The sequence below is a fragment of the Pseudonocardia sp. genome, from assembly GCF_035305885.1.
GTDB lineage: Bacteria > Actinomycetota > Actinomycetes > Mycobacteriales > Pseudonocardiaceae > Pseudonocardia.
In genome coordinates this window covers 36123-56266 of the sequence record NZ_DATGOP010000122.1, presented here as the reverse complement: position 1 = coordinate 56266, position 20144 = coordinate 36123, and the positions used below count along the sequence as shown (strand labels likewise).

18 protein-coding genes are annotated in these 20144 nt (G+C 74.3%); 5 read left to right on the top strand and 13 right to left on the bottom strand.

Going from position 1 to position 20144, the window contains the following annotated elements; genetic code table 11:
• Position 1: 1 nt before the first annotated feature.
• Entirely contained in the window at positions 2–634 is a 633-nt protein-coding gene (locus VKZ81_RS28005; RefSeq protein WP_324244708.1) for a mycothiol-dependent nitroreductase Rv2466c family protein, read from the bottom strand.
• Positions 635–795: 161 nt separating this feature from the next.
• Here VKZ81_RS28005 and pepN point away from each other — a divergent pair, with 161 nt between their 5' ends.
• A complete protein-coding gene (gene pepN / locus VKZ81_RS28000; RefSeq protein ID WP_324244707.1) occupies positions 796–3333 on the top strand; it encodes an aminopeptidase N in 2538 nt (845 codons plus the stop codon).
• A gap of 124 nt (positions 3334–3457) precedes the next feature.
• Here pepN and VKZ81_RS27995 read toward each other — a convergent pair whose 3' ends face one another.
• From VKZ81_RS27995 to VKZ81_RS27980, 4 genes are all read right to left on the bottom strand, one after another.
• Positions 3458–3967 carry a hypothetical protein gene (locus VKZ81_RS27995; RefSeq protein WP_324244706.1) on the bottom strand — a complete coding sequence of 170 codons (510 nt, stop codon included), beginning with the start codon at positions 3965–3967 and terminating at the stop codon, positions 3458–3460.
• 65 nt (positions 3968–4032) lie between these two features.
• Positions 4033–4476 carry a hypothetical protein gene (locus VKZ81_RS27990; protein ID WP_324244705.1) on the bottom strand — a complete coding sequence of 148 codons (444 nt, stop codon included), beginning with the start codon at positions 4474–4476 and terminating at the stop codon, positions 4033–4035.
• A gap of 454 nt (positions 4477–4930) precedes the next feature.
• Positions 4931–5365, bottom strand: a complete 435-nt coding sequence (locus tag VKZ81_RS27985) for a CBS domain-containing protein (protein WP_324244704.1) — start codon at positions 5363–5365, stop codon at positions 4931–4933.
• Positions 5366–5556: 191 nt separating this feature from the next.
• Complete coding sequence (locus tag VKZ81_RS27980) at positions 5557–5718, bottom strand: hypothetical protein (RefSeq protein ID WP_324244703.1); 162 nt, start codon at positions 5716–5718, stop codon at positions 5557–5559.
• On the opposite strand from VKZ81_RS27980, the gene VKZ81_RS27975 reads away from it, so the two are divergent.
• Both VKZ81_RS27975 and VKZ81_RS27970 read left to right on the top strand, forming a co-directional pair.
• A complete protein-coding gene (locus VKZ81_RS27975) occupies positions 5711–6010 on the top strand; it encodes a hypothetical protein (RefSeq protein ID WP_324244702.1) in 300 nt (99 codons plus the stop codon). The two genes, VKZ81_RS27980 and VKZ81_RS27975, sit on opposite strands and share 8 nt — an antisense overlap.
• 86 nt (positions 6011–6096) lie before the next feature.
• Positions 6097–7641, top strand: coding sequence for a serine/threonine-protein kinase (locus tag VKZ81_RS27970; RefSeq protein WP_324244701.1), 1545 nt, complete (start codon positions 6097–6099; stop codon positions 7639–7641).
• Between the two features lie 9 nt (positions 7642–7650).
• Here VKZ81_RS27970 and VKZ81_RS27965 read toward each other — a convergent pair whose 3' ends face one another.
• Both VKZ81_RS27965 and VKZ81_RS27960 read right to left on the bottom strand, forming a co-directional pair.
• Positions 7651–9510, bottom strand: coding sequence for a S9 family peptidase (locus tag VKZ81_RS27965; RefSeq protein ID WP_324244700.1), 1860 nt, complete (start codon positions 9508–9510; stop codon positions 7651–7653).
• Between the two features lie 3 nt (positions 9511–9513).
• Positions 9514–11295: an N-acetylglutaminylglutamine amidotransferase gene (locus VKZ81_RS27960; RefSeq protein WP_324244699.1), complete on the bottom strand. Its 1782-nt coding sequence runs from the start codon at positions 11293–11295 to the stop codon at positions 9514–9516.
• Positions 11296–11400: 105 nt separating this feature from the next.
• On the opposite strand from VKZ81_RS27960, the gene VKZ81_RS27955 reads away from it, so the two are divergent.
• A complete protein-coding gene (locus VKZ81_RS27955; RefSeq protein WP_324244698.1) occupies positions 11401–12198 on the top strand; it encodes an LLM class flavin-dependent oxidoreductase in 798 nt (265 codons plus the stop codon).
• 12 nt (positions 12199–12210) lie between these two features.
• Here the strand turns inward: VKZ81_RS27955 and VKZ81_RS27950 are convergent, their stop codons facing one another.
• From VKZ81_RS27950 to VKZ81_RS27940, 3 genes are all read right to left on the bottom strand, one after another.
• Positions 12211–14787, bottom strand: coding sequence for a carboxylate--amine ligase/circularly permuted type 2 ATP-grasp protein (locus tag VKZ81_RS27950; protein ID WP_324244697.1), 2577 nt, complete (start codon positions 14785–14787; stop codon positions 12211–12213).
• Between the two features lie 65 nt (positions 14788–14852).
• Positions 14853–16199 carry an APC family permease gene (locus VKZ81_RS27945; RefSeq protein WP_324244696.1) on the bottom strand — a complete coding sequence of 449 codons (1347 nt, stop codon included), beginning with the start codon at positions 16197–16199 and terminating at the stop codon, positions 14853–14855.
• Positions 16200–16216: 17 nt separating this feature from the next.
• A complete protein-coding gene (locus VKZ81_RS27940) occupies positions 16217–17104 on the bottom strand; it encodes a carbon-nitrogen hydrolase family protein (RefSeq protein WP_324244695.1) in 888 nt (295 codons plus the stop codon).
• An 82-nt stretch (positions 17105–17186) separates the two neighbouring features.
• Here VKZ81_RS27940 and VKZ81_RS27935 point away from each other — a divergent pair, with 82 nt between their 5' ends.
• Positions 17187–17972 carry a FadR/GntR family transcriptional regulator gene (locus VKZ81_RS27935; protein WP_324244694.1) on the top strand — a complete coding sequence of 262 codons (786 nt, stop codon included), beginning with the start codon at positions 17187–17189 and terminating at the stop codon, positions 17970–17972.
• A gap of 4 nt (positions 17973–17976) precedes the next feature.
• On the opposite strand, the gene VKZ81_RS27930 is transcribed toward VKZ81_RS27935, so the two are convergent.
• Genes VKZ81_RS27930 through VKZ81_RS27920 form a run of 3 tightly spaced genes read right to left on the bottom strand, consistent with a single transcriptional unit; the run spans position 17977 to position 20122 of the window.
• Positions 17977–18621 carry a TenA family protein gene (locus VKZ81_RS27930; RefSeq protein WP_324244693.1) on the bottom strand — a complete coding sequence of 215 codons (645 nt, stop codon included), beginning with the start codon at positions 18619–18621 and terminating at the stop codon, positions 17977–17979.
• 11 nt (positions 18622–18632) lie between these two features.
• On the bottom strand, positions 18633–19403 hold the full coding sequence (locus VKZ81_RS27925; RefSeq protein WP_324244692.1) for an MBL fold metallo-hydrolase: 771 nt from the start codon (positions 19401–19403) through the stop codon (positions 18633–18635).
• Positions 19403–20122, bottom strand: coding sequence for a 2-phosphosulfolactate phosphatase (locus VKZ81_RS27920; RefSeq protein ID WP_324244691.1), 720 nt, complete (start codon positions 20120–20122; stop codon positions 19403–19405). The genes VKZ81_RS27925 and VKZ81_RS27920 overlap by 1 nt, the downstream gene beginning before the upstream one ends.
• Positions 20123–20144: the final 22 nt, after the last annotated feature.

Sequence of the window (20144 nt, the reverse complement as noted above, 5' to 3'; positions counted from 1 at the left end):
GCTAGTCGAACGCCGGGTCCTCGGTGCGGGTGCGCTTCAGCTCGAAGAAGTGCGGGTAGGAGGCCAGCAGCCGGGCGCCGTCGAAGACGCGCCCCGCCTCCTCGCCGCGGGGGATGCGCGAGAGCACGGGGCCGAAGAACGCGACCCCGTCGACGTGGATGGTGGGGGTGCCGACGTCGAGCCCCACCGGGTCCATGCCGCGGTGGTGGCTCGCCCGCAGCTCCTCGTCGTACTCGGTGCTGTCGGCGGCCTCGGCGAGGGAGGCGGGCAGGCCGAGCTCGGCGAGCGCCTCCTTGATCACGACGTCGAAGTCCTTGTTGCCCTGGTTGTGGATGCGGGTGCCGAGGGCGGTGTAGAGCGGCTCGAGGATCTTCTCGCCCTCGGTGCGGGCGGCGGCGATCGCGACCCGGACCGGGCCCCACGCGCGGTCCATGAGCTCGCGGTACTGCTCGGGCAGGTCGCGGCCCTCGTTGAGCACGGCGAGGCTCATGACGTGCCAGTTGAGCTCGATGTCGCGGACCTCGCGGACCTCGAGCATCCAGCGCGAGGTGATCCACGCCCACGGGCACAACGGGTCGAACCAGAAGTCGACGCGGGTCTTGCCCTCTGCACCGGCCTGTGCGGCACTCGTCACGGCAGCTCCTCGGATCGGGTGATCGCTCTCCTCAGCACCAACCGCGGCGGGGCACCCGGCATTCCGTGACGTGCCCGATCTCGACGGCGCGCGGCGGACGCACGTGGTTGGATCGGCAGCCAGTCCGAGCTCACCCACCGATCCAGGAGTGCCGAGTCCGAATGGCCCCTCCCAACCTGACCCGCACCGACGCCGAGCGCCGGGCTGCGCTGCTGGAGGTCGTCGACTACGCCGTCGAGCTCGACCTGACCGACGGCGCCGGAAAGCCCGGCGACACGACGTTCGCCACCACCACGACCGTCCGCTTCCGCTGCACCGAGCCCGGCGCCGACAGCTGGATCGACTTCGTGGGCGCGGGGGTGGCGGAGGCCACGCTGAACGGCGTGCCGCTCGACGTGTCCGGCTACCGCGAGGAGGACGGGATCGCGCTGCCCGGGCTCGCCGCCGAGAACGAGGTGCGCGTGGTGGGCACCGGCCGGTACATGAACACCGGCGAGGGCCTGCACCGGTTCGTCGACCCGGTCGACGGGGCCGTCTACCTCTACTCGCAGTTCGAGACGGCCGACGCGAAGCGCATGTTCGCCTGCTTCGACCAGCCCGACCTCAAGGCCCGCTACACCCTCACGGTCACCGCCCCCGAGGGCTGGAAGGTCATCTCGAATGCGGTCGCGGAGAGCGTCGAGGGCGGGGTGCACCGGTTCGCCACCACCGAGGTCATGTCCACCTACCTGGTGGCGCTGATCGCCGGCCCGTACGCCGAGTGGCGCGACGAGCACGACGGCATCCCGCTGGGCATCTACTGCCGGGCCTCGCTCGCCGAGCACATGGACGCCGAGCGGCTGTTCACCGTGACCAAGCAGGGCTTCGACTTCTACCACCGCCACTTCGGCGTGCGGTACCCGTTCGGCAAGTACGACCAGCTCTTCGTGCCCGAGTTCAACGCGGGCGCCATGGAGAACGCGGGCGCGGTGACGTTCCTGGAGGACTACGTCTTCCGCTCCCGCGTCACCCGGTTCCTCTACGAGCGCCGCGCCGAGACCGTGCTGCACGAGATGGCGCACATGTGGTTCGGCGACCTCGTGACCATGCGCTGGTGGGACGACCTGTGGCTGAACGAGTCGTTCGCCACCTGGGCGTCGGTGCTCTGCCAGGCCGAGGCCACCGAGTACCGCAACGCGTGGACCACGTTCGCGAACGTGGAGAAGTCGTGGGCGTACCGGCAGGACCAGCTGCCCTCCACCCACCCCGTCGCCGCGGACATCCCGGACGTGCAGGCCGTCGAGGTGAACTTCGACGGCATCACCTACGCCAAGGGCGCGTCCGTGCTCAAGCAGCTCGTCGCCTACGTCGGGCTCGAGCCGTTCCTCGCGGGGCTGCGCGCCTACTTCCAGCGCCACGCGTGGGGCAACGCCACGTTCGACGACCTGATCGCGGCGCTCGAGGAGTCCTCGGGCCGCGACCTGTCCGACTGGGGAGCCCAGTGGCTGAAGACCACGGGCCTCAACCTGCTGCGCCCGTCGTTCGAGCTGGACGACGAGGGCCGGTTCACCCGGTTCGAGGTCGTGCAGGGCGGCGCGCGACCCGGCGCGGGCGAGCTGCGCACCCACCGGCTCGCGGTCGGCGTGTACGACGACCGCGACGGCAAGCTGGTGCGCACCCACCGCGTCGAGGTCGACGTCTCCGGCGAGCGCACCGAGGTCCCCGAGCTCGTCGGGGTGCCGGGCGGGAAGCTCGTGCTGGTCAACGACGACGACCTCACCTACTGCGCGCTGCGCCTCGACCCGGGTTCGCTCGCCACCCTCGTCGACCGCATCGGCGACATCGCCGAGCCGCTGCCCCGCACGCTGTGCTGGTCGGCCGCGTGGGAGATGACCCGCGAGGCCGAGCTGAAGGCCCGCGACTTCGTCGCGCTCGTCGCGGGCGGGTTCGGGGCCGAGACCGAGGTGGGCGTGGTGCAGCGGCTGCTCATGCAGGCGCAGACCGCGCTCGCCTCCTACGCCGACGAGCAGTGGGCCGCGGAGCGCGGCTGGACGCTGCTCGTCGACGCCCTGCTGTCCCGCCTGGACACCGCGCCCCCGGGCTCCGACGCCCAGCTGGCGGTCGTCAACGCGCTCACCGGCAGCGTGCTCTCCACCCCCGTGCTGGAGCGCATGCGCGGCTGGCTGGACGGCGTGGACGTCCCCGACGGCCTGACGGTGGACACCGACCTGCGCTGGCGGCTCCTGCACGCGCTCGTCGCGCACGGGCTGGCCCGGGAGCCCGAGATCGAGGCCGAGCTGGAGCGCGACCCCACCTCCACCGGCCGGCGGCAGGCCGAGCGCGCTCGCGCGCTGATCCCCACGGCGGAGGCCAAGGAGCGGGCCTGGACCCGCGCCGTGCGCGACGACGAGATCCCCAACGCCGTGCAGGAGGCCATCATCAGCGGCTTCTCCCACCCGGCGCAGCGAGGGCTCCTCGGCGGCTACGTGGAGCGCTACTTCGCCGAGGTGGCGGAGGTGTGGTCGCGGCGCACGAGCGAGCGCGCCCAGCAGGTGGTCGTGGGCCTGTTCCCGTCGTGGGCGGTGGACAAGTCGACGGTCGAGGCCGCCGACGCGTGGCTGGCCGACGAGTCCCACCCGCCGGCGCTGCGGCGGCTCGTCTCGGAGGGACGGGCGGGGATCGTCCGGGCGCTGGGGGCGCGGGAGTTCGACCGGTCGTAGGGGGCGGCTCAGCCCGTTCCGACGAGCGGCGCGTTGGTCGCAGAGGTTGTCGCAGAGGTTTCTGACGAACGCGCCGCTCGTCGGAAAGGAGGGAAGGCCTCCCACCCGTCCCGGGTGGGGTGGGTCAACCCGCCGAGGTCGACGCCTGGGCGACCGGGCCGCCCGACAGCACGCCGCCGACGTTGACCTGGGGGCTGACCTCCGCCTCGATGACGACGAGCGGCCCGTCGAGCAGCTCGGCGACCAGGCCTTCGCCGCCGAGCAACCCGGTCGGGCCGACCAGCCCCGCGACCAGCAGCGACAGCGGGCCCGCTGGTCGGGTGCGGAGGTCGGCGGTCCGCTCCTCGGTGATCGTGGCGTCGTCGCGGCCCGTGCCGCGGGGGTCGTCGGTGGTGTCGTCGGCGCTCGCCGCGGTCGGTGCGAGTGCGGCTGCGACGAGGTCGTCGGCCCGGAAGGTGTCGGTCGGTGGGTCGGTGAACCGCTGGGGCGGGCCGACCTCCTCGTGGTCGGTGGTCGTGGGCGCTGCCTGCGGGGTCTCCTCGGCCGCGGCCGCACAGGCTGCGCCGCTCGCGAGGGGCAGGGCCGCGAGCCCGGCCACCGCTGCCGCCCGCGCGAGGGCTCGTGCGCATGACACGGTGTGTGGTCCTTCTGGTCGCGGTGGATGGGCGGCGGCCCGCGCCCGGGCCGCCGCCCGGGGCGTCAGCCCTGGATGATCCCCGAGTTGGAGCGGTCGAGATCGACGTTGCCCTGCTGCACCGGGCCACCGGACAGGATTCCGCCGATGTTGAGCTGGGGGTCGGCCCCGAGCGTCGCGGCCACGAGGTCATCGGCCTGGAACGCGTCGAAGTCGCCGCAGCCGAACTGCTGGATGCCGTCGTTCGACGCGTCGACGCGCGAGTTCTGCTGGACGACCGGGCCGTCGCTGAGGATTCCGCCGAGGTTGAGCTGCGGGCCGACGTCGATGCCGAGGTCGGCCAGGCCACCGTCCTGGACCGCGAGGTGGTCGTCGCAGCCGCGGTCTCCCTTGTGGTGATCGCCGGCGTGTGCGAGCCCGGCCCCGGCGACGGTCAGGGGCAGCGCGAGTGCACCGACGGCGATGGCGCGACGGGCGGTGACGGCGGGGGTCTTCGGCTTGCGATGCACGGGTTCTCCTTCGAGTGACCAACCTGCCCGGCTGAGTAGCGGTATGTGATCAACCGGTGACGGAAAGCTATCAGTCGCCCACGCGGCTCCCTTGATCAGGGAGCGGCACGGCCGCTTTCGGTGGGCCGGTCAGCGCTCACCGTGGTCAGTTGATCACGCGAAGTAATACGCAGCGTGAACGACACGCCGGACTGGTGTCACGGTGAGTAGGCGAACCACGACGTCACGTCACCGCATCGGTGAGGTGGAAAACCGTGCAGATCACCACTGCGAAGCAACCCCTCGCCGGGCTCACGCATCAGTACCGGAATGCGAACCACCGCCCCGGCCGTGCTGACCTGGGCTTTCCTCGGTCTCCGTCGTGCGACCGCGGTCCCCGGCCACCTGGTCGTGGTCGGCTGCCGGGGCACGGTCGGGTGGGCGCCGGTCACCCCGAGGGGTTGCTGGGTGGCGATCAGTAGCGCGCGATGAGCGCGTCGCGCAGGACGCCGGTCTCCAGCTCCATCTCGCGCACCCGGTGCTTGACCAGGTCGCCGATGCTGACCATCCCGACCAGGCGACCGTCGTCGAGGACGGGCAGGTGCCGGTAGCGGCCCGCGGTCATCCGGGCCATCGCGTGGGCGACGGTCTCCTCGGGCTCGGCGGTCTGGACGTGGCTCGTCATCACCTCGCTGACGGGCATCGACAGCAGCGCGCCGCCGTGGCGGCGCAGGGCGCGGACGATGTCCCGCTCGGACACGATGCCCTTCATCGCGCCGTTCTCGTCGCAGACCAGCACGGCGCCGATCTCGAGCCTGCCGAGGCGTTCGACGACCTCCGCCACGGTCAGCCAGGGCAGCACGGAGTGGACGGTGGATCCCTTGGTGGCGAGGATGTCGGCGATCTTCATCTTCTCCCCTTCGCTGCGCCTGCGATGAGTCCGCGAAGCACTCGCCCGTGCCGCGCGATACCTCCATCGTGCTCCTGTGTGACGCGCGTCGCTCCCGTCAGCCGCGAGTCGTCACCGGAATGACGTGCGGTCCGTCCCCGATGCCTGATCTCGTGCGTCGAACGGTCGGTGATCGGGGGCGATCGGGCCGTTCAGGAGGCGAGTGCGTAGAGCGCGTCGCGCAGTTCGCGGTCCTCGTCGGCGGACCGCCGGACGGCGCGCAGGGCGAGCGGCGGGGGCGGGTCGCGCAGCGGTAGCGGCACGAGGGTGGCGTCGGCCGGCTCCCCGTCCGCGCCCAGGGGGCCCGTGCTCACCGGGCTCGGGCTGCTCGTCGCCGGCCCGGCGCTGCTCGCGGCGGTCCCGACCGCGCCGTACGCGGTGCTCGCCACCGGGCTGCTGCTGATCGGGGCGGGGGTGTCGCTCACGCTGCCCGCGCTCGTCACCGTCGTCGTCGCGGCCGCCCCTGCGGGCACCGCCGGGACCACGCGGACTGCGGAACGCCCTCCGGCAGGCGGGGGCGACCATCGGGGTCCGGCGTTCCTCTGTGCGGCGGCCACGTCCGGCGCAGCGGCGCTGCTGTGGGTGCTTGATCGGCGGCATCGGTGACACGTTCGGAGCAGCCTCGCTCCCTCGAACGGGGAGCGGTACTGCCATGAGCGTGCCCTCAGCGCTCCTGGATACCCTTGCGGGCGATGAGCCCCGCATCCGACGACACCCCCGTCCGCATCGGCGGACGCTACCGGCTCGACGAGCGCATCGGCGCAGGAGCCATGGGTGCGGTGTGGCGAGCGACCGACGAGCTGCTCAACCGCACCGTCGCGGTGAAGGAGCTGCTCGCCGCCGCCGCGCCACCCACAGCGGCGGGCAACGACGCGCTCGAGGAGTCGCGGCAGCGTCTCCTGCGCGAGGGTCGGATCGGCGCGCGGATGCAGCACCCGCACGTCATCAGCATGTTCGACGTCGTGGTGCACGACGACCGGCCGTGGCTCGTGATGGAGTACCTGCCGTCGCGGTCGCTCGCGGCGATCCTGGCGGAGAAGGGCTCGCTGCCGCAGGAGGAGGTCGGCGCGATCGGGCGGCAGGTCGCCGACGCCCTGGCCGCCGCGCACGTGGCGGGGGTCACCCACCGGGACGTGAAGCCGGGCAACGTGCTGATCGCCGACGACGGGCGGGTCAAGCTCACCGACTTCGGCGTGTCCCGGGCCGTCGACGACGTGCAGCTCACCCGCACCGGCCTGATCGCGGGCACGCCGGCGTACCTGGCCCCGGAGGTGGCGCGCGGGCTCACGCCCACGGCGGCGTCCGACGTGTTCGCGCTCGGCGCCACCCTCTACGCCGCCGTCGAGGGCATCCCACCGTTCGGGCTGGACGACAACGCCTACGCCCTGCTGCACAAGGTCGCCACCGAGGAGGTGCGGCCGCCGAAGCAGGAGGGCCCGGTCGTCGACGTGATCATGCGGCTGTTGAGCCGCGCGCCCGAGGACCGGCCGTCCGCGGCCCAGGCCCGTGACGCGTTCGCCGCCGTCGCGGCGGGCGGGGACGCCGGGCTCGCCCCGCTCGCCGGGACGGGGGAGAAGAAGACCACCCCCGCCGCGCCACCGCCGGCCAAGGCGGGTCCGCCCACGCTGGCGGACGTGCCGCGCCCCGAGCAGCCCCGCCGACGGAACCGCCGGACGGCGCTGCTGCTCGCGCTGCTCGCCGTGCTGGCGTTGGGCGCGGGCGGGGTCACGGCCGCCCTGACCAGCAGCAACGGGCCGGGGGACGCCGCGGCCGCCCAGCCCACCGAGCCGCCCGCGGCCACCGGCGCGCCCGCGGCGACCACGACGACCGCGCCGCCCCGGCCCACGTCCACCGCGGCCGCGCCCACGACCGCACCGACCACGGCGCCGACCACGGCGCCGACCACCGGGTCGACGGGGTCGTCGGTCCCGTCGTCGGACCCGGTGGCGTTCGTGCAGGACTACTACGCGCTGCTGCCCGACAACACCGACGCCGCGTGGCAGCTGCTCGGCGCCGAGGCGCGCAGCCGCTCGGGCGGGGAGGCCGGGTACGACCGCTTCTGGAGCGAGATCGCGGACGTGACCGTGCGGAACGTGCGCCGGACCGGCGACAACACCGTGGAGGGCACCGTCGTGTTCACCCGCCGCGACGGCAGCACGTCGAGCGAGCCGTACCGGTTCGTGATGGGCACCGGGCCGGACGGCCGGACGATCATGGAGTCGTTCAGCCGGCTGTGAGTCCGACGGTCACGCGGTCTGCTCGGACAGCCCCAGCAGGTGCCCGGTGACCCAGCGCACGACCTCGCGGACGAACACCACCCGGTTGTCCCGGCCGCGCACCTCGTGGCCCTCGTCCTCGAACAGCAGGAAGCCGGGGCTCGCGCCACGCTCGCGCAGGGCGTCCACCACCTGCTGAGCCTCGTCGACGGGGACGTTCGTGTCGTGGGCGCCGTGGACGACGAGCAGCGGGGCGGTGATGCGGTCGGCGCGGTGCAGCGGCGACAGCTCGCGCAGCAGCGCGGCGTCGGCGTGCGGGTCGCCGTACTTGGTGGTGGCCGCCGACGCGATCCACGGTTCGGTGCGCGCGTAGAACGTGGAGAAGTCGGCGATGCCGCACACGTCGACGCCGACGGCGAACAGGTCCGGGTACCAGGCGAGCGCCGCGAGGGTGAGGTAGCCGCCGTAGGAGCGGCCGGAGACCCCGATGCGGCCCGGGTCGGCGAGGCCGGCGGAGACGAGGAAGTCGACGGCCGCGCGCACGTCGGCGATGGCGGCGAAGCGCCGCTCGCCGTCGTCGGCGGTGGAGAACGTGCGCCCGTAGCCGGCCGAGCCGCGCACGTTCGGGGCGAACACGGCGACGCCCTCGGCGACCAGCGCCTGGAACAGCGGCTGGAACGTGGGCCGCTCCTGCGACTCGGGGCCGCCGTGCAGCCAGATCAACGTGGGCAGCGGGCCCAGCGCGCCGCTCGGGCGGAACAGCCAGCCGGAGAGGCGCAGCCCGTCCTCGGCGCGGAACTCGTGCAGCGTGGGCTCGACGAACGACACCCCGAACTGCTTGGCCGGGCGCAGCAGCGGGGTGGCGACCCCGTGCACGTCGAGGCCGATCCGCGACAGCCGCGGCGACACGGTCGGGCCCTCGTTCGCGACGATCAGGGCGGCGCCGTCGAGGGTGAACGCGAGGCCGGTGACGACGTCGCCGGGCACCGGGACCATCGGTTCGAGCAGGCCGGAGCGCAGGTCGAGCAGCTCCACCTCGCTGCGCCCGTCGACGTTCCAGGACAGCGCGGCGCGCACGCCCGCCGGGTCGAGCGCGACCAGGTCGAGGTCGTCGTCGGGGCGCTCGGCGATCGGGTAGACGGTGGACACGCCGCTGGTGCCGCGCAGTGTGACGGCGAGCAGCGCGGGCCGCTCGCGTCCCGCGTCGGTGTGCACGTACAGCTGGCGGCCGGTGACGCCGAAGCGCGCGTCGGCCACGTTGGCGCCGCCGGGCAGGAGCTCGGTGCGCCGCCCGGTGCGCAGGTCCACGAGCTCGAGGCGGCGGGCCCCGCGCGGGCCGAGCCGCACGACCGCCCGCCTGCCGTCGCCGCTCACCGCGCAGACGCGGGCGGCCGGGCCGGAGGCGAGCACGGTGGACGTACCGTCGCGCAGGTCGACCAGGCAGGCCTGCCCGTCGCCGGAGCCCTCGGCGTAGATCGTGATGCCGAGCTGGCGGCCCGTGGGGGACCACACCCCGAGGGTGGCGGCCGCCGCGCCGGGCGCGAGGTCGCGCACCTCGCTCCCGTCGGGGGAGACCACCTGCACGCGGGTGCGCTCACCCCCGTTCGGGGCGACCTGGCAGGCGATCCAGAGGCCGTCGGGGGACCAGCACATGGCCTCGACGTCGCCGTCGGTCGGCAGCGGGCGGTCGGGCTCGACCACCTCCTTGCCCGCGGCGGGCAGCGGCGCGACCCAGGCGTGCGGCCTGCCGTCGCGGTCGGAGATCCAGGCCAGCAGGGTGCCGTCGGGGGACGGGGCGGGATCGGAGTAGCGCGTCGGGTACAGCCCGGGCGCGTCGGTGCCCCCGCCGAGGCGCGCCAGCCGTCGCTCGGTGAACCCCACGTGCTCCATCCCCTACAGCCCCCTCTCCTGCAGCCACATCTCCAACAGCGCCACCTGCCACAACGCGTTGGAGCCCAGGTTCGTTCTCTTCGTGTTCGGATCGGCCAGCATGGCGTCGATCCAGTCCCGGCGGACGATCCCCCGAGCCTTCGCCACCGGGTCCGTGACGGCGTCGCGCACCCGGTCCAGGAACGGCCCTTCCAGGTGCCGGATCGCCGGAACCGGAAAATACCCCTTGGGCCGGTCGATGACGGCATCCGGGACGACCCCGCGCGCCGCGTCCTTCAGCACACCCTTGCCGCCGTGGGCCAGCTTGAGCTCCGGCGGGCACGCCGCCACCAGCTCCACCAGCTCGTGGTCGAGGAACGGCACCCGCGCCTCGAGCCCCCACGCCATGGTCATGTTGTCGACCCGTTTCACCGGGTCGTCCACCAGCATGACGGTCGAGTCCAGCCGCAGGGCGGCGTCGAGCGTCTCGTCGGCGCCGGGCGCGGCGAAGTGCTCGGCGATGAACGCCCGGCTGGGGTCGTGGTCGAGCAGCCACTCCGGTTCGAGGATCTCGGCCAGCTCGGCGTGCGGGCGGTCGGTGAACACCGCGGCGTACGCCTCGGGCCCGCGCTCGCGCGGCACGCCGGCGAGCGGCGGGTACCAGTCGTAGCCGGCGAGCACCTCGTCGGCGCCCTGGCCGGACTGCACGACGGTGACCGACTTCGACACGTCCTCGGCGAGCAGGTGGAACGCGACGCAGTCGTGGCTCACCATCGGCTCGGCCATCGCCCCGATCGCGGCGTCGACGGCGGGCAGCATCCGGGCCGGGTCGATGAGGATCTTGTGGTGGTCGGTGGCGAACTCGCGGGCGATGAGGTCGGAGTAGGCGAACTCGTCGCCCGACTCGCCCGCCGTGGCGGGGAAGCCGACGCTGAACGTGGCGAGCCCGGTCTGGCCCTCCTGGGCCAGCAGCGCCACCACCAGCGAGGAGTCCAGCCCGCCGGACAGCAGCACGCCCACCGGGACGTCGGCGACCATCCGCCGCCGCACCGCGACCCGCAGCGCCTCCAGCACGGCGTCGCTCCAGTCGCGGGCGCCCATGCCGGCGTGGTCGGGGCGGCGGACGTGCTCGGGCCGCCAGTACCCGCGGTCGCGGGTCGTGCTGTCCGGGGAGACGGTGCGGATCGTGGCGGGCGGGACCTTCCGCACGCCGGCGAGGATCGTGCGCGGCGCCGGGACGACCGAGTGGAACGTCATGTAGTGGTGCAGGGCGACCGGGTCGATCGCCGTGTCGACCCCGCCGCCCGCGAGCAGCGCGGGCAGCGACGAGGCGAACCGCAGCCGCCCGGGCGACTCGGTGACGTAGAGCGGTTTGATGCCCAGCCGGTCGCGGGCGAGCGTCAGCACGCCGGTGTCGCGCTCGACGACCCCGAAGGCGAACATCCCCAGGAACCGCTCCACGCACGACGGGCCCCAGCGGTGGAACGCCTTGAGCAGCACCTCGGTGTCGGAGGTGGAGAAGAACCGGTACCCCGCGGCCTCGAGCTCGGCGCGCAGCTCGCGGTAGTTGTAGATCAGCCCGTTGAACACGGCGGCGAGCCCCAGCTCGGGGTCGACCATCGGCTGCGCGCCGCGTTCGGACAGGTCGAGGATCTTCAGCCGCCGGTGCCCGAGCGCGACGGCGCCCGAGGCGTGCACCCCCGACCCGTCGGGCCCGCGCCGGTGCATCTGTCCGGTGATCCGTGCGACCGCCGCGACGTCCGGCTCGGAGCCGTCGAACCGGATCTCGCCGGCGATACCGCACATGCCCGTCCTCCGCTCCTCGCCGTCGAGTGGACGACGCCGCAGGCGGTGCGCGCAAGCGGTGGCGTGTTTCGGGTTCGTGTCGGGTGCCCGTGGTGTGATCAGCCCATGACGGATCCGACGATCGGCGTGACCTTCCGCCCGCAGTCCCCGCCCGAAGCGCTGCGCGACGTGGCGCTGGCGGCGGAGGCGGCGGGAGTCGCCCAGCTGTGGCTGTGGGAGGACTGCTTCTGCGAGGGCGGCCTCACCTCCGCGACGGCCGCGCTGGCCGCCACGGAGCGGCTGCACGTCGCCGTCGGGCTGCTGCCGGTGCCGCTGCGCAACCCCGCGCTCGCCGCGATGGAGATCGCCACCGTCGCCCGCATGTTCCCGGGCCGGTTCCTCCCCGGGCTCGGCCACGGCGTGCTCGAGTGGATGGAGCAGGTCGGGGCGCGGGCCGCCTCGCCCCTGACGCTGCTGCGCGAGTACACCGCCGCGGTGCGCGACCTGCTGCACGGCCGCACCGTCGACATCGAGGGCCGTTACGTGCGGCTGCGCGAGGTGGCCCTCGACTGGCCGCCCGAGCCCCCGCCGCCGCTGCTCGTCGGCGGGCGCGGCCCGAAGACGGTCGCGCTGGCCGGTGAGCTCGCCGACGGCGTCATCCTCGACTCCGCGCTGAGCCTCGACCAGATCCGCGAGGGCGTGGCCAACGCCGCCGCCGGGCGCGCGGCCGCGGGGCGGGCGGCCGAGCCGTTCGACACGGTCGTGTTCGTCGAGGTCGACCCGGGGGCCGACGACCTGGAGGCCCGCATCGACTCGGCGATCACCACGCTGGCCGGGATCGGGGCGGACACGGTGGTCTTCCATCCCACGGGGCAGGCGCCCGACCCGTTGCCTCTCATCGCGTCCTGCGCGAAGCGGGAGTGACCGCCCCCGGCGTCAGCGCAGCACCCACGTGTCCTTCGCGCCGCCGCCCCGCGACGAGTTGACGATCATGCTCCCGGCCGGGGCGACGCGGCTCAGCGCGGCCGGGGCCACGTCGACCCCCGTGCGCTCGCCCACGCGGGACTGGAACACGAAGGCGCGCAGGTCCACCGCGCGCGGCTCCAGCCGGTCGCCCGCGAACGTGGGGTGGGTGGACAGGTGCACGAGGTCCTGCGCCACCCACGCCGCCGGGTTGCGGCGCACCGCGTCGGCCACCGCGGCGAGCTCGGCCCGGTCGGCGTGCGGGCCGATCACGATGCCGCTGCCGCCGTAGCCGTCGACCGGTTTGAGCACGAGTTCTCCGAGGCGGTCGAGCACCTCCTCCCGCCGGTCCGGGTCGACGCACGGGTAGGTGGGGACGTTGTCGAGCACCGGGTCCTCGCCCAGGTAGTACCGGATCATCTCGGGCACGTAGGCGTAGACCAGCTTGTCGTCGGCGACGCCGTTGCCCAGCGCGTTGAGCACGGCGACGGTGCCCCGGGCGACCGCGCCCGCGATCGCCCGCCCGATCGGGCGCAGGTCGGCGCCGGTGGCGGTGAGCAGCTCCTTCTCGTCGAGCCGGCGGTACAGCGCGGCGAGCCTGCGCCGGGCGCCGGTGCTGACGAGGTAGACACCGTCCTCGGTGACCTGCAGGTCCCGCGGGGTCACCAGCGGCACGTCCATCCGGTCGGCGAGGAGGCGGTGCTCGAAGTACGCCGAGTCGGACGGCCCCGCCGACAGCAGCGCGACCTCGTCGTGGCCCGGCGCGTCCGGCTCGGTGGCCGAGAGCAGGGCCGAGCGCAGCATGCCGGGGACCCCTTCCAGCCCCACGACGCCCGCAGGGGGTTCGAGGTCGGGCATGGCGCTGCGGATCAGCCGCCTGCTGATCAGCGCGTAGCCGATGCCGGAGGGCACCCGCAGGTTGTCCTCCAGCACCAGCCAGTGGTCGGCGCGGTCGCGCACGAGGTCGATGCCCGCGACCGCGATGCGCACCGCGCCGGACGGCACGAGCTTTCCCAGGCGGCTCCAGCCGGGCGCGTCCTCCACCACGCGGGCGGGCACCACGCCGTCGGCGACGATCGAGCGCGACCCGTACACGTCGCGGACGAAGGCCTCCAGTGCGCGGACCCGCTGCGCGAGCCCGGTCGTGAGGTGCTCCCAGTCCTCCGAGGTGATGATCCGGGGGACGAGGTCGAGCGGGAAGAGCCGGTCGGCGTCGCCGTCGCCGACCCGGAACGTGACGCCCCGGGCCTGCTGCTCGGTGCGTACCGCGGACTCCGCGGCGCGCATGCCGCGCGGCCCGAGCCGGTCGAGGGTGCGGAACATCCACCCGTAGTGCGGCAGCACGGTGCCGCCCGCGCTCACCGCCTCGTCGTAGGACGAACTGGCGCCTGCGGGCTCGTGGTAGCCGACGAGCAGCGCGGGCGTGCTCGGCACGGTGGCGGGCGGTTCGGTGCGCAGCGCGCGGCCCTGGGTGGCGGCGAGCAGCACGTCCACGACGTCGGTGAGCTCGCCCCGGCGGCCGTACGCGCGGCGCTGGCGGGCCGCGGCGCTGCCGCGCGACAGCGCCGCCTGCGACAGCTCGAGCACCTGCTCCCAGTCGCCCAGCTCCTCCAGCTGCGGGCGCAGCTGGTCGACGAGCTGGCCGATCAGGATCGGGGGCGCGACGAGGGAGGGCCCGACGAGGTCGACGAGGTCGCCCTCCAGGCCGGAGCGCGCCGCCCGCCACGACGCCGCACGCAGCAGCTCGTGGCGCACCTCGGGCAGCGGCGCGCCCTCGGCCGCCTCGGCGCGGGCCTTGCCGACCAGCGCACGGAACAGCCCGGCGATGAGCACGACGTCGTCGACGTCCGGGCAGGCGTCGCACACCCGCAGCTCGACGGTGGGCAGGTGGGCGCTCGGCCGGATGTCGAAGTAGACCATCCCGGGGTCGCTGATCGTGCCGGACGCGATGAGGTCGGCCACCAGCGCGTCGTAGTCGGCCGCCGTCTCGACGTGGGCGGGCGGGCCCGCGGTGGGCCAGCGCGACCACACCACGGACCGGAAGCTCGCGTAGCCGGTGTCGCGGCCGTTCCAGTACGGCGAGCTCGCCGAGATCGCCAGCAGCACCGGCAGGTACGGCGCGATCCGGCGCACGACCTGCACCGCGAGGTCGCGGTCGGGCACGTCCACGTGCACCTGCGCGCCGCAGATGTGCTGCTCGCGCACGAGCATCTGGTACTCGTGCTGCATCTTCTCGTAGCGCGCCCCGGCCGAGATGGCGTCGCCGTGCAGCTCGGCGAGCGGCACCGTGCCCGCGGCGACGACGCCGAGCCCGAGCGGTTCGGCGACGGCCTCGAGGCGGGCGCGCAGCCGCGTGATGTGCCCGCGCAGCTCGTCGAGCGTGCCGCACACCGGCGTGTTCGTCTCGACGAGCGAGCGCTGCAGCTCGGGCGCGAACTCCGAGCCGTCGAGCTGGGCGAGCAGCGCGTCGACCTCCGGTTCGGCCCGGCGGGACTCGAGCCCGACGACGTGGAACTCCTCCTCGACGCCGAGCAGCGGCACGTCACTCATGGGTGTGACGCTGCCACACCGATGTGACGCGCGTGTCGCTCGAACGTCACACCGTCCGGGTGGTGCTACGCCGAAGCCGGCTCCTCCTCGGCGAACTGCATCTCCGGGGGCGGGACGCGGAACCCGCGCGTCAGCACGGCGAGGTAGGCGACGCCGAGGCCCAGCCAGACCATCCCCAGGGTGATGGCGGTGCCGTCGAGGCTCGTCAGGAGCCAGATGTCGATGGCGGCGCCGATCGCGGGCACCACGACGTGGCCCAGCACCGGCGGCCGCTCGCCCCGGCTGCGCAGGTAGCGGGCGATGACGCTCAGGTTGACGAACGTGAAGGCGGTGAACGCGCCGAAGTTGATGAACGAGGTCGAGGTGCTCACGCTCATGGCGAGCGCCCCGAGCCCGACGACCCCGGATGCGGCGATGCCGAAGGCGGGCGTGTGGAACCGCGGGTGGACGTAGGCGAAGAGCTTCTTCGGCAGCACCGAGTCCCGGCCCATGGCGAACAGCAGCCGCGCGACGCTGGCCTGGGCCGAAAGCCCCGAGGCGAACTGCGCCACCACGAGCCCGGCCAGGAACACCGCGCCGAAGAGGTTGCCGCCGATGAGCGTCGCGATGTCGAACGCCGCCGACGAGGAGTCGGCGAACACCGCGCCCGGGTGCACCAGCTGCGTGGTGTAGGCGACGAGGACGAAGATCCCGCCGCCGATCAGCGCGATCAGCAGGATGGCGCGGGGGATCGTCCGGCGCGGGTCGGTGGTCTCCTCGGTCAGGGTGGTGACCGCGTCGAAGCCCAGGAACGAGTAGGCCGCGATGGCCGCGCCCGCGGCGACCCCGGCCCACGTCGTGGCGTCGTTCACGAACGGCGTCGCCGACACGAGCCCGCCCGCCCCGGACGCGCCTGCGACGTGGGCGAGCGAGAGCAGGACGAAGAAGGCGAGCACCAGGAGCTGGAACGTCATGAGCAGGTTGTTCGCCGTCTTCGCGACGCGGATGCCCAACACGTTGAGCAGGGTCGTGAGCGCGATGAAGCCGATGATCCACACGGCGAACGGGACGCCGGGGAACTGCGCGGAGAGGTAGGCGCCGCCGATCAGCCAGATCACCATCGGCAGGAAGAAGTAGTCGAGCAGGACGGCCCACCCGACGAGGAACCCGATGCGGGAGCCGATCGCCTGCCGCACGTAGGTGTACGCCGAGCCGGCGACCGGGTACGTCCGCGCCATCCGGCCGTAGCTGTAGGCGGTGAACAGCATCGCGACCAGGGCCAGCAGGTAGGCCGACGGGGCCGCGCCCGCGGTCGCCTCGGCCACGATGCCGAAGATCCCGAGGACGATCAGCGGGGTCATGTAGGCCAGGCCGAACAACACGACCGGGCCGAGCGTGAGCGTTCGGGTCAGGGCTGGTGGCTGCGTCGCCATGGCTGCTCTCCTGGGGGTCAGGCCGGTGTCGCGTCGGGGCCGTCGGGGCGCCACCGCGCCGGGTCGATGCGGCCGTCGTAGAGCGGGAGGTCGAGCGGGTCGTCGGCGTCGGTGAACTGCGACCACATCCGGTTGAGGCCCGCCGTGCCGTAGGTGCGCACCCGGGTGACCGCGTCGAGGTCGAGCACGTCGGTGAGCACGGTCTCCTCCGCGCCGCTCGCCTCGACCCGGACGAGCCCCTCCGGGTCGACGACCAGGCTCTTGCCGACGCCGGCGGGCGCCGCGGCGTTGACGGAGAGGACGTAGACCTGGTTGACGATCGCGTTGGCCCGGGCGAGCACGAGCTCCTGGGCGCGGTCCGAGGTGGTGGTCAGCACCGGGTTCACGATCACCTCGGCGCCCATCCAGGCCAGGTGCCGCGCCACCTCGGGGAACCAGGCGTCGTAGCAGATGGAGAACCCGAGCCGGCCCGCATCCGGGACGTCGAACACGACGAACCGGTCGCCCGGCCGGTAGGGCTCGTACGGGCGCCACGGGAAGACCTTGCGGTACCAGGCCGCGAGGCGCCCGTCCGGCGAGAAGGCGAGCGCGGTGTTGTACAGCTCGCCGTTCTCGCCGCGTTCGCACACGCTGCCGGGCAGCAGCCAGACGCCGAGGTCCCCCGCGAGCTCGGCCAGCTGCTTGCCGCGCGGGCCGTGCAGCGGCTCGGCCGCCGCCTGCAGCTGTTCGAGCCGCTCGGCGGGCCGCCCGCGGGTGCCGCACAGGTGCAGCTCCGGGTAGGCGATCAGCCGGGTCTGCGGGGCGGCGGCGACGTGCGCCTCGACGGCGGCGGCGAACCCGTCGATCGGGGCGGCCGCCTGCTGCGGTGCCGCCTGCACCAGCTGGACGGGCAGGGGACGAGGCACGGGGCGAAATTTAGTGCAAAGTGAACACTTAAGCAATAGTGCTCAGACTGACCTGTTTTCCGGATCGGGCTACCGTGCTGGCATGCCGTCCGCCGACGCCGCCGACGACGAGGCCACCGCCCGGCCGCAGGCGAACGCCGGCCTGCCCGCGAGCCTCGCGGCCCCGGCCCTGGCCGGCATCCGGCGGCTCACCGCGTTCGACACGGTGCGGGTGCGCATCGCCCTCGCCGTGGAGCTGGGGCTGCTCGCGCCCGGGGAGCGGCTGCCGCCGACCGGCGACATCGCCGCGGCCCTCGACGTCGGCGAGATGACCGTGCGCAGGGCGCTCGTCTCCCTCTGCAAGGACGGCGTCCTCGAGCGGCGGCGGGGCCGGACCGGGGGCACCCTCGTCGCCCCGAACCCGCGGCGCGGGTCGGTCGCCGAGGTCGCGGCGTACCGGGACGCGGCGGGCGAGGTGCACGAGCTGATCGACCGGCGGGTCCTGCTCGAGTGCGGCGCCGCCCACCTGGCCGCGACGCGCGCGGGCCCGGCCGAGGTCGAGCGGATGCGCGAGCTCGTCGAGGGCATGGACCGGGTCGGCTCGTGGGCCGACTTCCACCGGCTCGACGAGCAGTTCCACCTGACCCTCGCCGCGGCGAGCGGCCTCGCCTCCGCCGTCGAGGGGTACGGGGCGACGCTGCGGGAGCTCTACCGGTACTACCTGCCCTACCCGCTCGAGTACCTCCGCGAGTCGAACGCCGAGCACCGCGCGCTGGTCGAGGCCGTGGCCGGGCGCGACCCGATCGCCGCGGCCGACGTGGCCCGCCGCCACGTCGAGGTCCTGCACGAGACGATGTTCGTCGGCCTGATGGACCGGCGGGGCGAGTAGCGGCTCAGCCGTAGGCGGCGTCGAAGAACGCGAGCTCCAGGTCGACGGCGCGGACGAACAGCTCCCGCACCCGGTCCCGGTGCGCCTGGGCGAGGTCGGCGCACACGCGGTCGAACTCGGCGCGCAGGAAATCCACCCACGCGGTGAAGGCCCGCCCGCTGTGCAGGGCGATCCACTCCGCCTGGATCGGCTCGTCCGGCGGCTCGTGGTCCGGGCGCGTGGCCCACTCCAGGTACAGCCACTCGGCGACCAGCAGCACCCCGAGGCACGACGCGTAGTCCGCGCTGCGGCGCGCGGTGTCCATCAGCTCGATGAACTCCCGCGTGGGCGGCAGCAGCGGGGGTTCGGTGCGGTCGGCGAGCGGGACGTCGAGGGTGTCGAAGGCGCGGGCGAAGAAGTCGTTCTCCGGCCCGGCGACGATCCCGAGCTGGCGGGCGTGCACGACGCGCGCGTCGGCGCGATCGGCCGTGGCGACGGCCGCGCCCATCAGCGCGAGGAACGCGTCGACGAACTGGTGGTCCTGCACGAGGTAGGTCGTGAGCACCTCGGTGTCGACCGCGCCGCGCCAGATCTCGTCGACGAACCGGTGCCCGACGGCGGCGTCCCACGTGGGGGCGGTCTGCTCCCGCAACTGCGCTGAGAACGTCACGGTGACAGAACCTACTGCCACCGGACGCCGGGGTAGGGGGAGCGGCGGGCGGCTTCCTCGACCGGCAGCGACCCGGAGGCGACCGCGGCGTGCAGCGCCGCCACCTCGGCCAGCTCGGCGCGCTGCGCCGCGACGAAGGCGGGGTCGACCGGGTCGCCGTGGCCGGGCACGACCGTGCGCGGGCCCAGGGCGAGCAGCGCGTCGAGGGTGGCGGGCCACTCGGCGACCACCGCGTCCTCGAAATCCGGCGGGGCGCCCTGCTCGACGAGGTCGCCCGCGAACGCGACGCCCGCGTCCGGCACCGTGACCACCAGGTCGTGGTCGGTGTGGCCGCGGCCGAGGTGGCGCAGCTCGACCGCGCGTCCGCCGAGGTCGAGCGCCGCGGGGGCGTCGGCGTCGGGAAGCGGCGGTTCGGTCGCGGCGAGCGCGTCGGCGGTGGCCGCGTCGCCGCGGTCGCGGTAGTACGCGCTCCAGCGCGCCCGCTGCTCGGGCGCGGTGGCGGCGAGGACCTCCCGGCAGCGGGGCAGGGCGTGCACGGGGGCGGGGGCGAAGGCGGCGGTGCCGAAGCAGTGGTCGAAGTGTGCGTGGGTGATCGCGACGACCAGCGGCAGCCGCGTGATCTCGCGGACCGCCGCGGCGAGCTCGGCGCCCTGGCGGGCGTCCCCGCGGGTGTCGACGACGAGCGCGCGCTCGGCCCCGAGCACCAGACCGGTCGTGAGGTCGAGCTCGGCGTGCCTGCGGGCGAGCACGCCGTCGCCGACCTCGACCCAGCGCCCGTCCATCAACCGGCCCGCAGGAAGCCGTCGTGCAGGCGGGGGACCGCGGCGCTCACGTCGAGGTCGGCGGCGAGCTCCACGTCGGCGGCGAAGCCGTCGGCGCGCAGCTCACGGCCCGAGCTCGTGGCGGCGAGCACGGCGGGAAGGCCCCGGTCGCGCGCGGCGGTGAACTGCGCGACCGCCAGCTCGGCCTCGGGGGAGCGGTCCGGCAGCGCGGCGGCGATGGCGCCTGCGCCGAGCGCGTCCTCCGCGGCGACGCGCATGGTGTCGTCCGGCCACCGCTCGCCCGCCGGGACGATCCCGATCGGGCCTCCGACGGCCTCGGCCGCGGCCGCCACGGCGGAGGCGTTGCGCAGGCAGCCCGCGAGCAGCACCGCGCCGGTGGCGGCGACGGCGGCGCAGAGCGTCGCGCCGTTGGGTGAGGGCAGCGCGAGCCGGGTGCCCGCGGGCAGCCCGGTGAGGGACGCGGGCGAGAGCGACGGCCCGGTGCTGCGCCGCGGTCCGGCGCGGACGACGCCCGGCGGGACGGGCCGGCGCGAGTCGGACGCGCGCAGCGGCAGCACCGCCGCCCCGCGGCCCGCGGCGACGTCGACGGCGGTGGAGAACGACAGCACGTCGACGACGATCACGACGGCGCACTCGGCTGTGAGCAGCGCGGCGCCCTCGCGGCCCCATTCGAGGCGGACCCGGTGGTCGAGCTGGCGGTGTTCTGCTCGGACGGCCACGCCGGGCACGGTACTGCGCCGG

Bases quoted from the DNA above. Each gene is read 5' to 3' on its own strand.
- VKZ81_RS27945 (WP_324244696.1), bottom strand. From the start codon at position 16,199: ATGGCGACGCAGCCACCAGCCCTGACCCGAACGCTCACGCTCGGCCCG.
- VKZ81_RS27955 (WP_324244698.1), top strand. From the start codon at position 11,401: ATGACGGATCCGACGATCGGCGTGACCTTCCGCCCGCAGTCCCCGCCC.
- VKZ81_RS27965 (WP_324244700.1), bottom strand. From the start codon at position 9,510: ATGGAGCACGTGGGGTTCACCGAGCGACGGCTGGCGCGCCTCGGCGGG.
- VKZ81_RS27925 (WP_324244692.1), bottom strand. From the start codon at position 19,403: ATGGACGGGCGCTGGGTCGAGGTCGGCGACGGCGTGCTCGCCCGCAGG.
- VKZ81_RS27950 (WP_324244697.1), bottom strand. From the start codon at position 14,787: ATGAGTGACGTGCCGCTGCTCGGCGTCGAGGAGGAGTTCCACGTCGTC.
- VKZ81_RS27935 (WP_324244694.1), top strand. From the start codon at position 17,187: ATGCCGTCCGCCGACGCCGCCGACGACGAGGCCACCGCCCGGCCGCAG.
- VKZ81_RS27970 (WP_324244701.1), top strand. From the start codon at position 6,097: ATGAGCCCCGCATCCGACGACACCCCCGTCCGCATCGGCGGACGCTAC.
- VKZ81_RS27985 (WP_324244704.1), bottom strand. From the start codon at position 5,365: ATGAAGATCGCCGACATCCTCGCCACCAAGGGATCCACCGTCCACTCC.
- pepN (WP_324244707.1), top strand. From the start codon at position 796: ATGGCCCCTCCCAACCTGACCCGCACCGACGCCGAGCGCCGGGCTGCG.
- VKZ81_RS27960 (WP_324244699.1), bottom strand. From the start codon at position 11,295: ATGTGCGGTATCGCCGGCGAGATCCGGTTCGACGGCTCCGAGCCGGAC.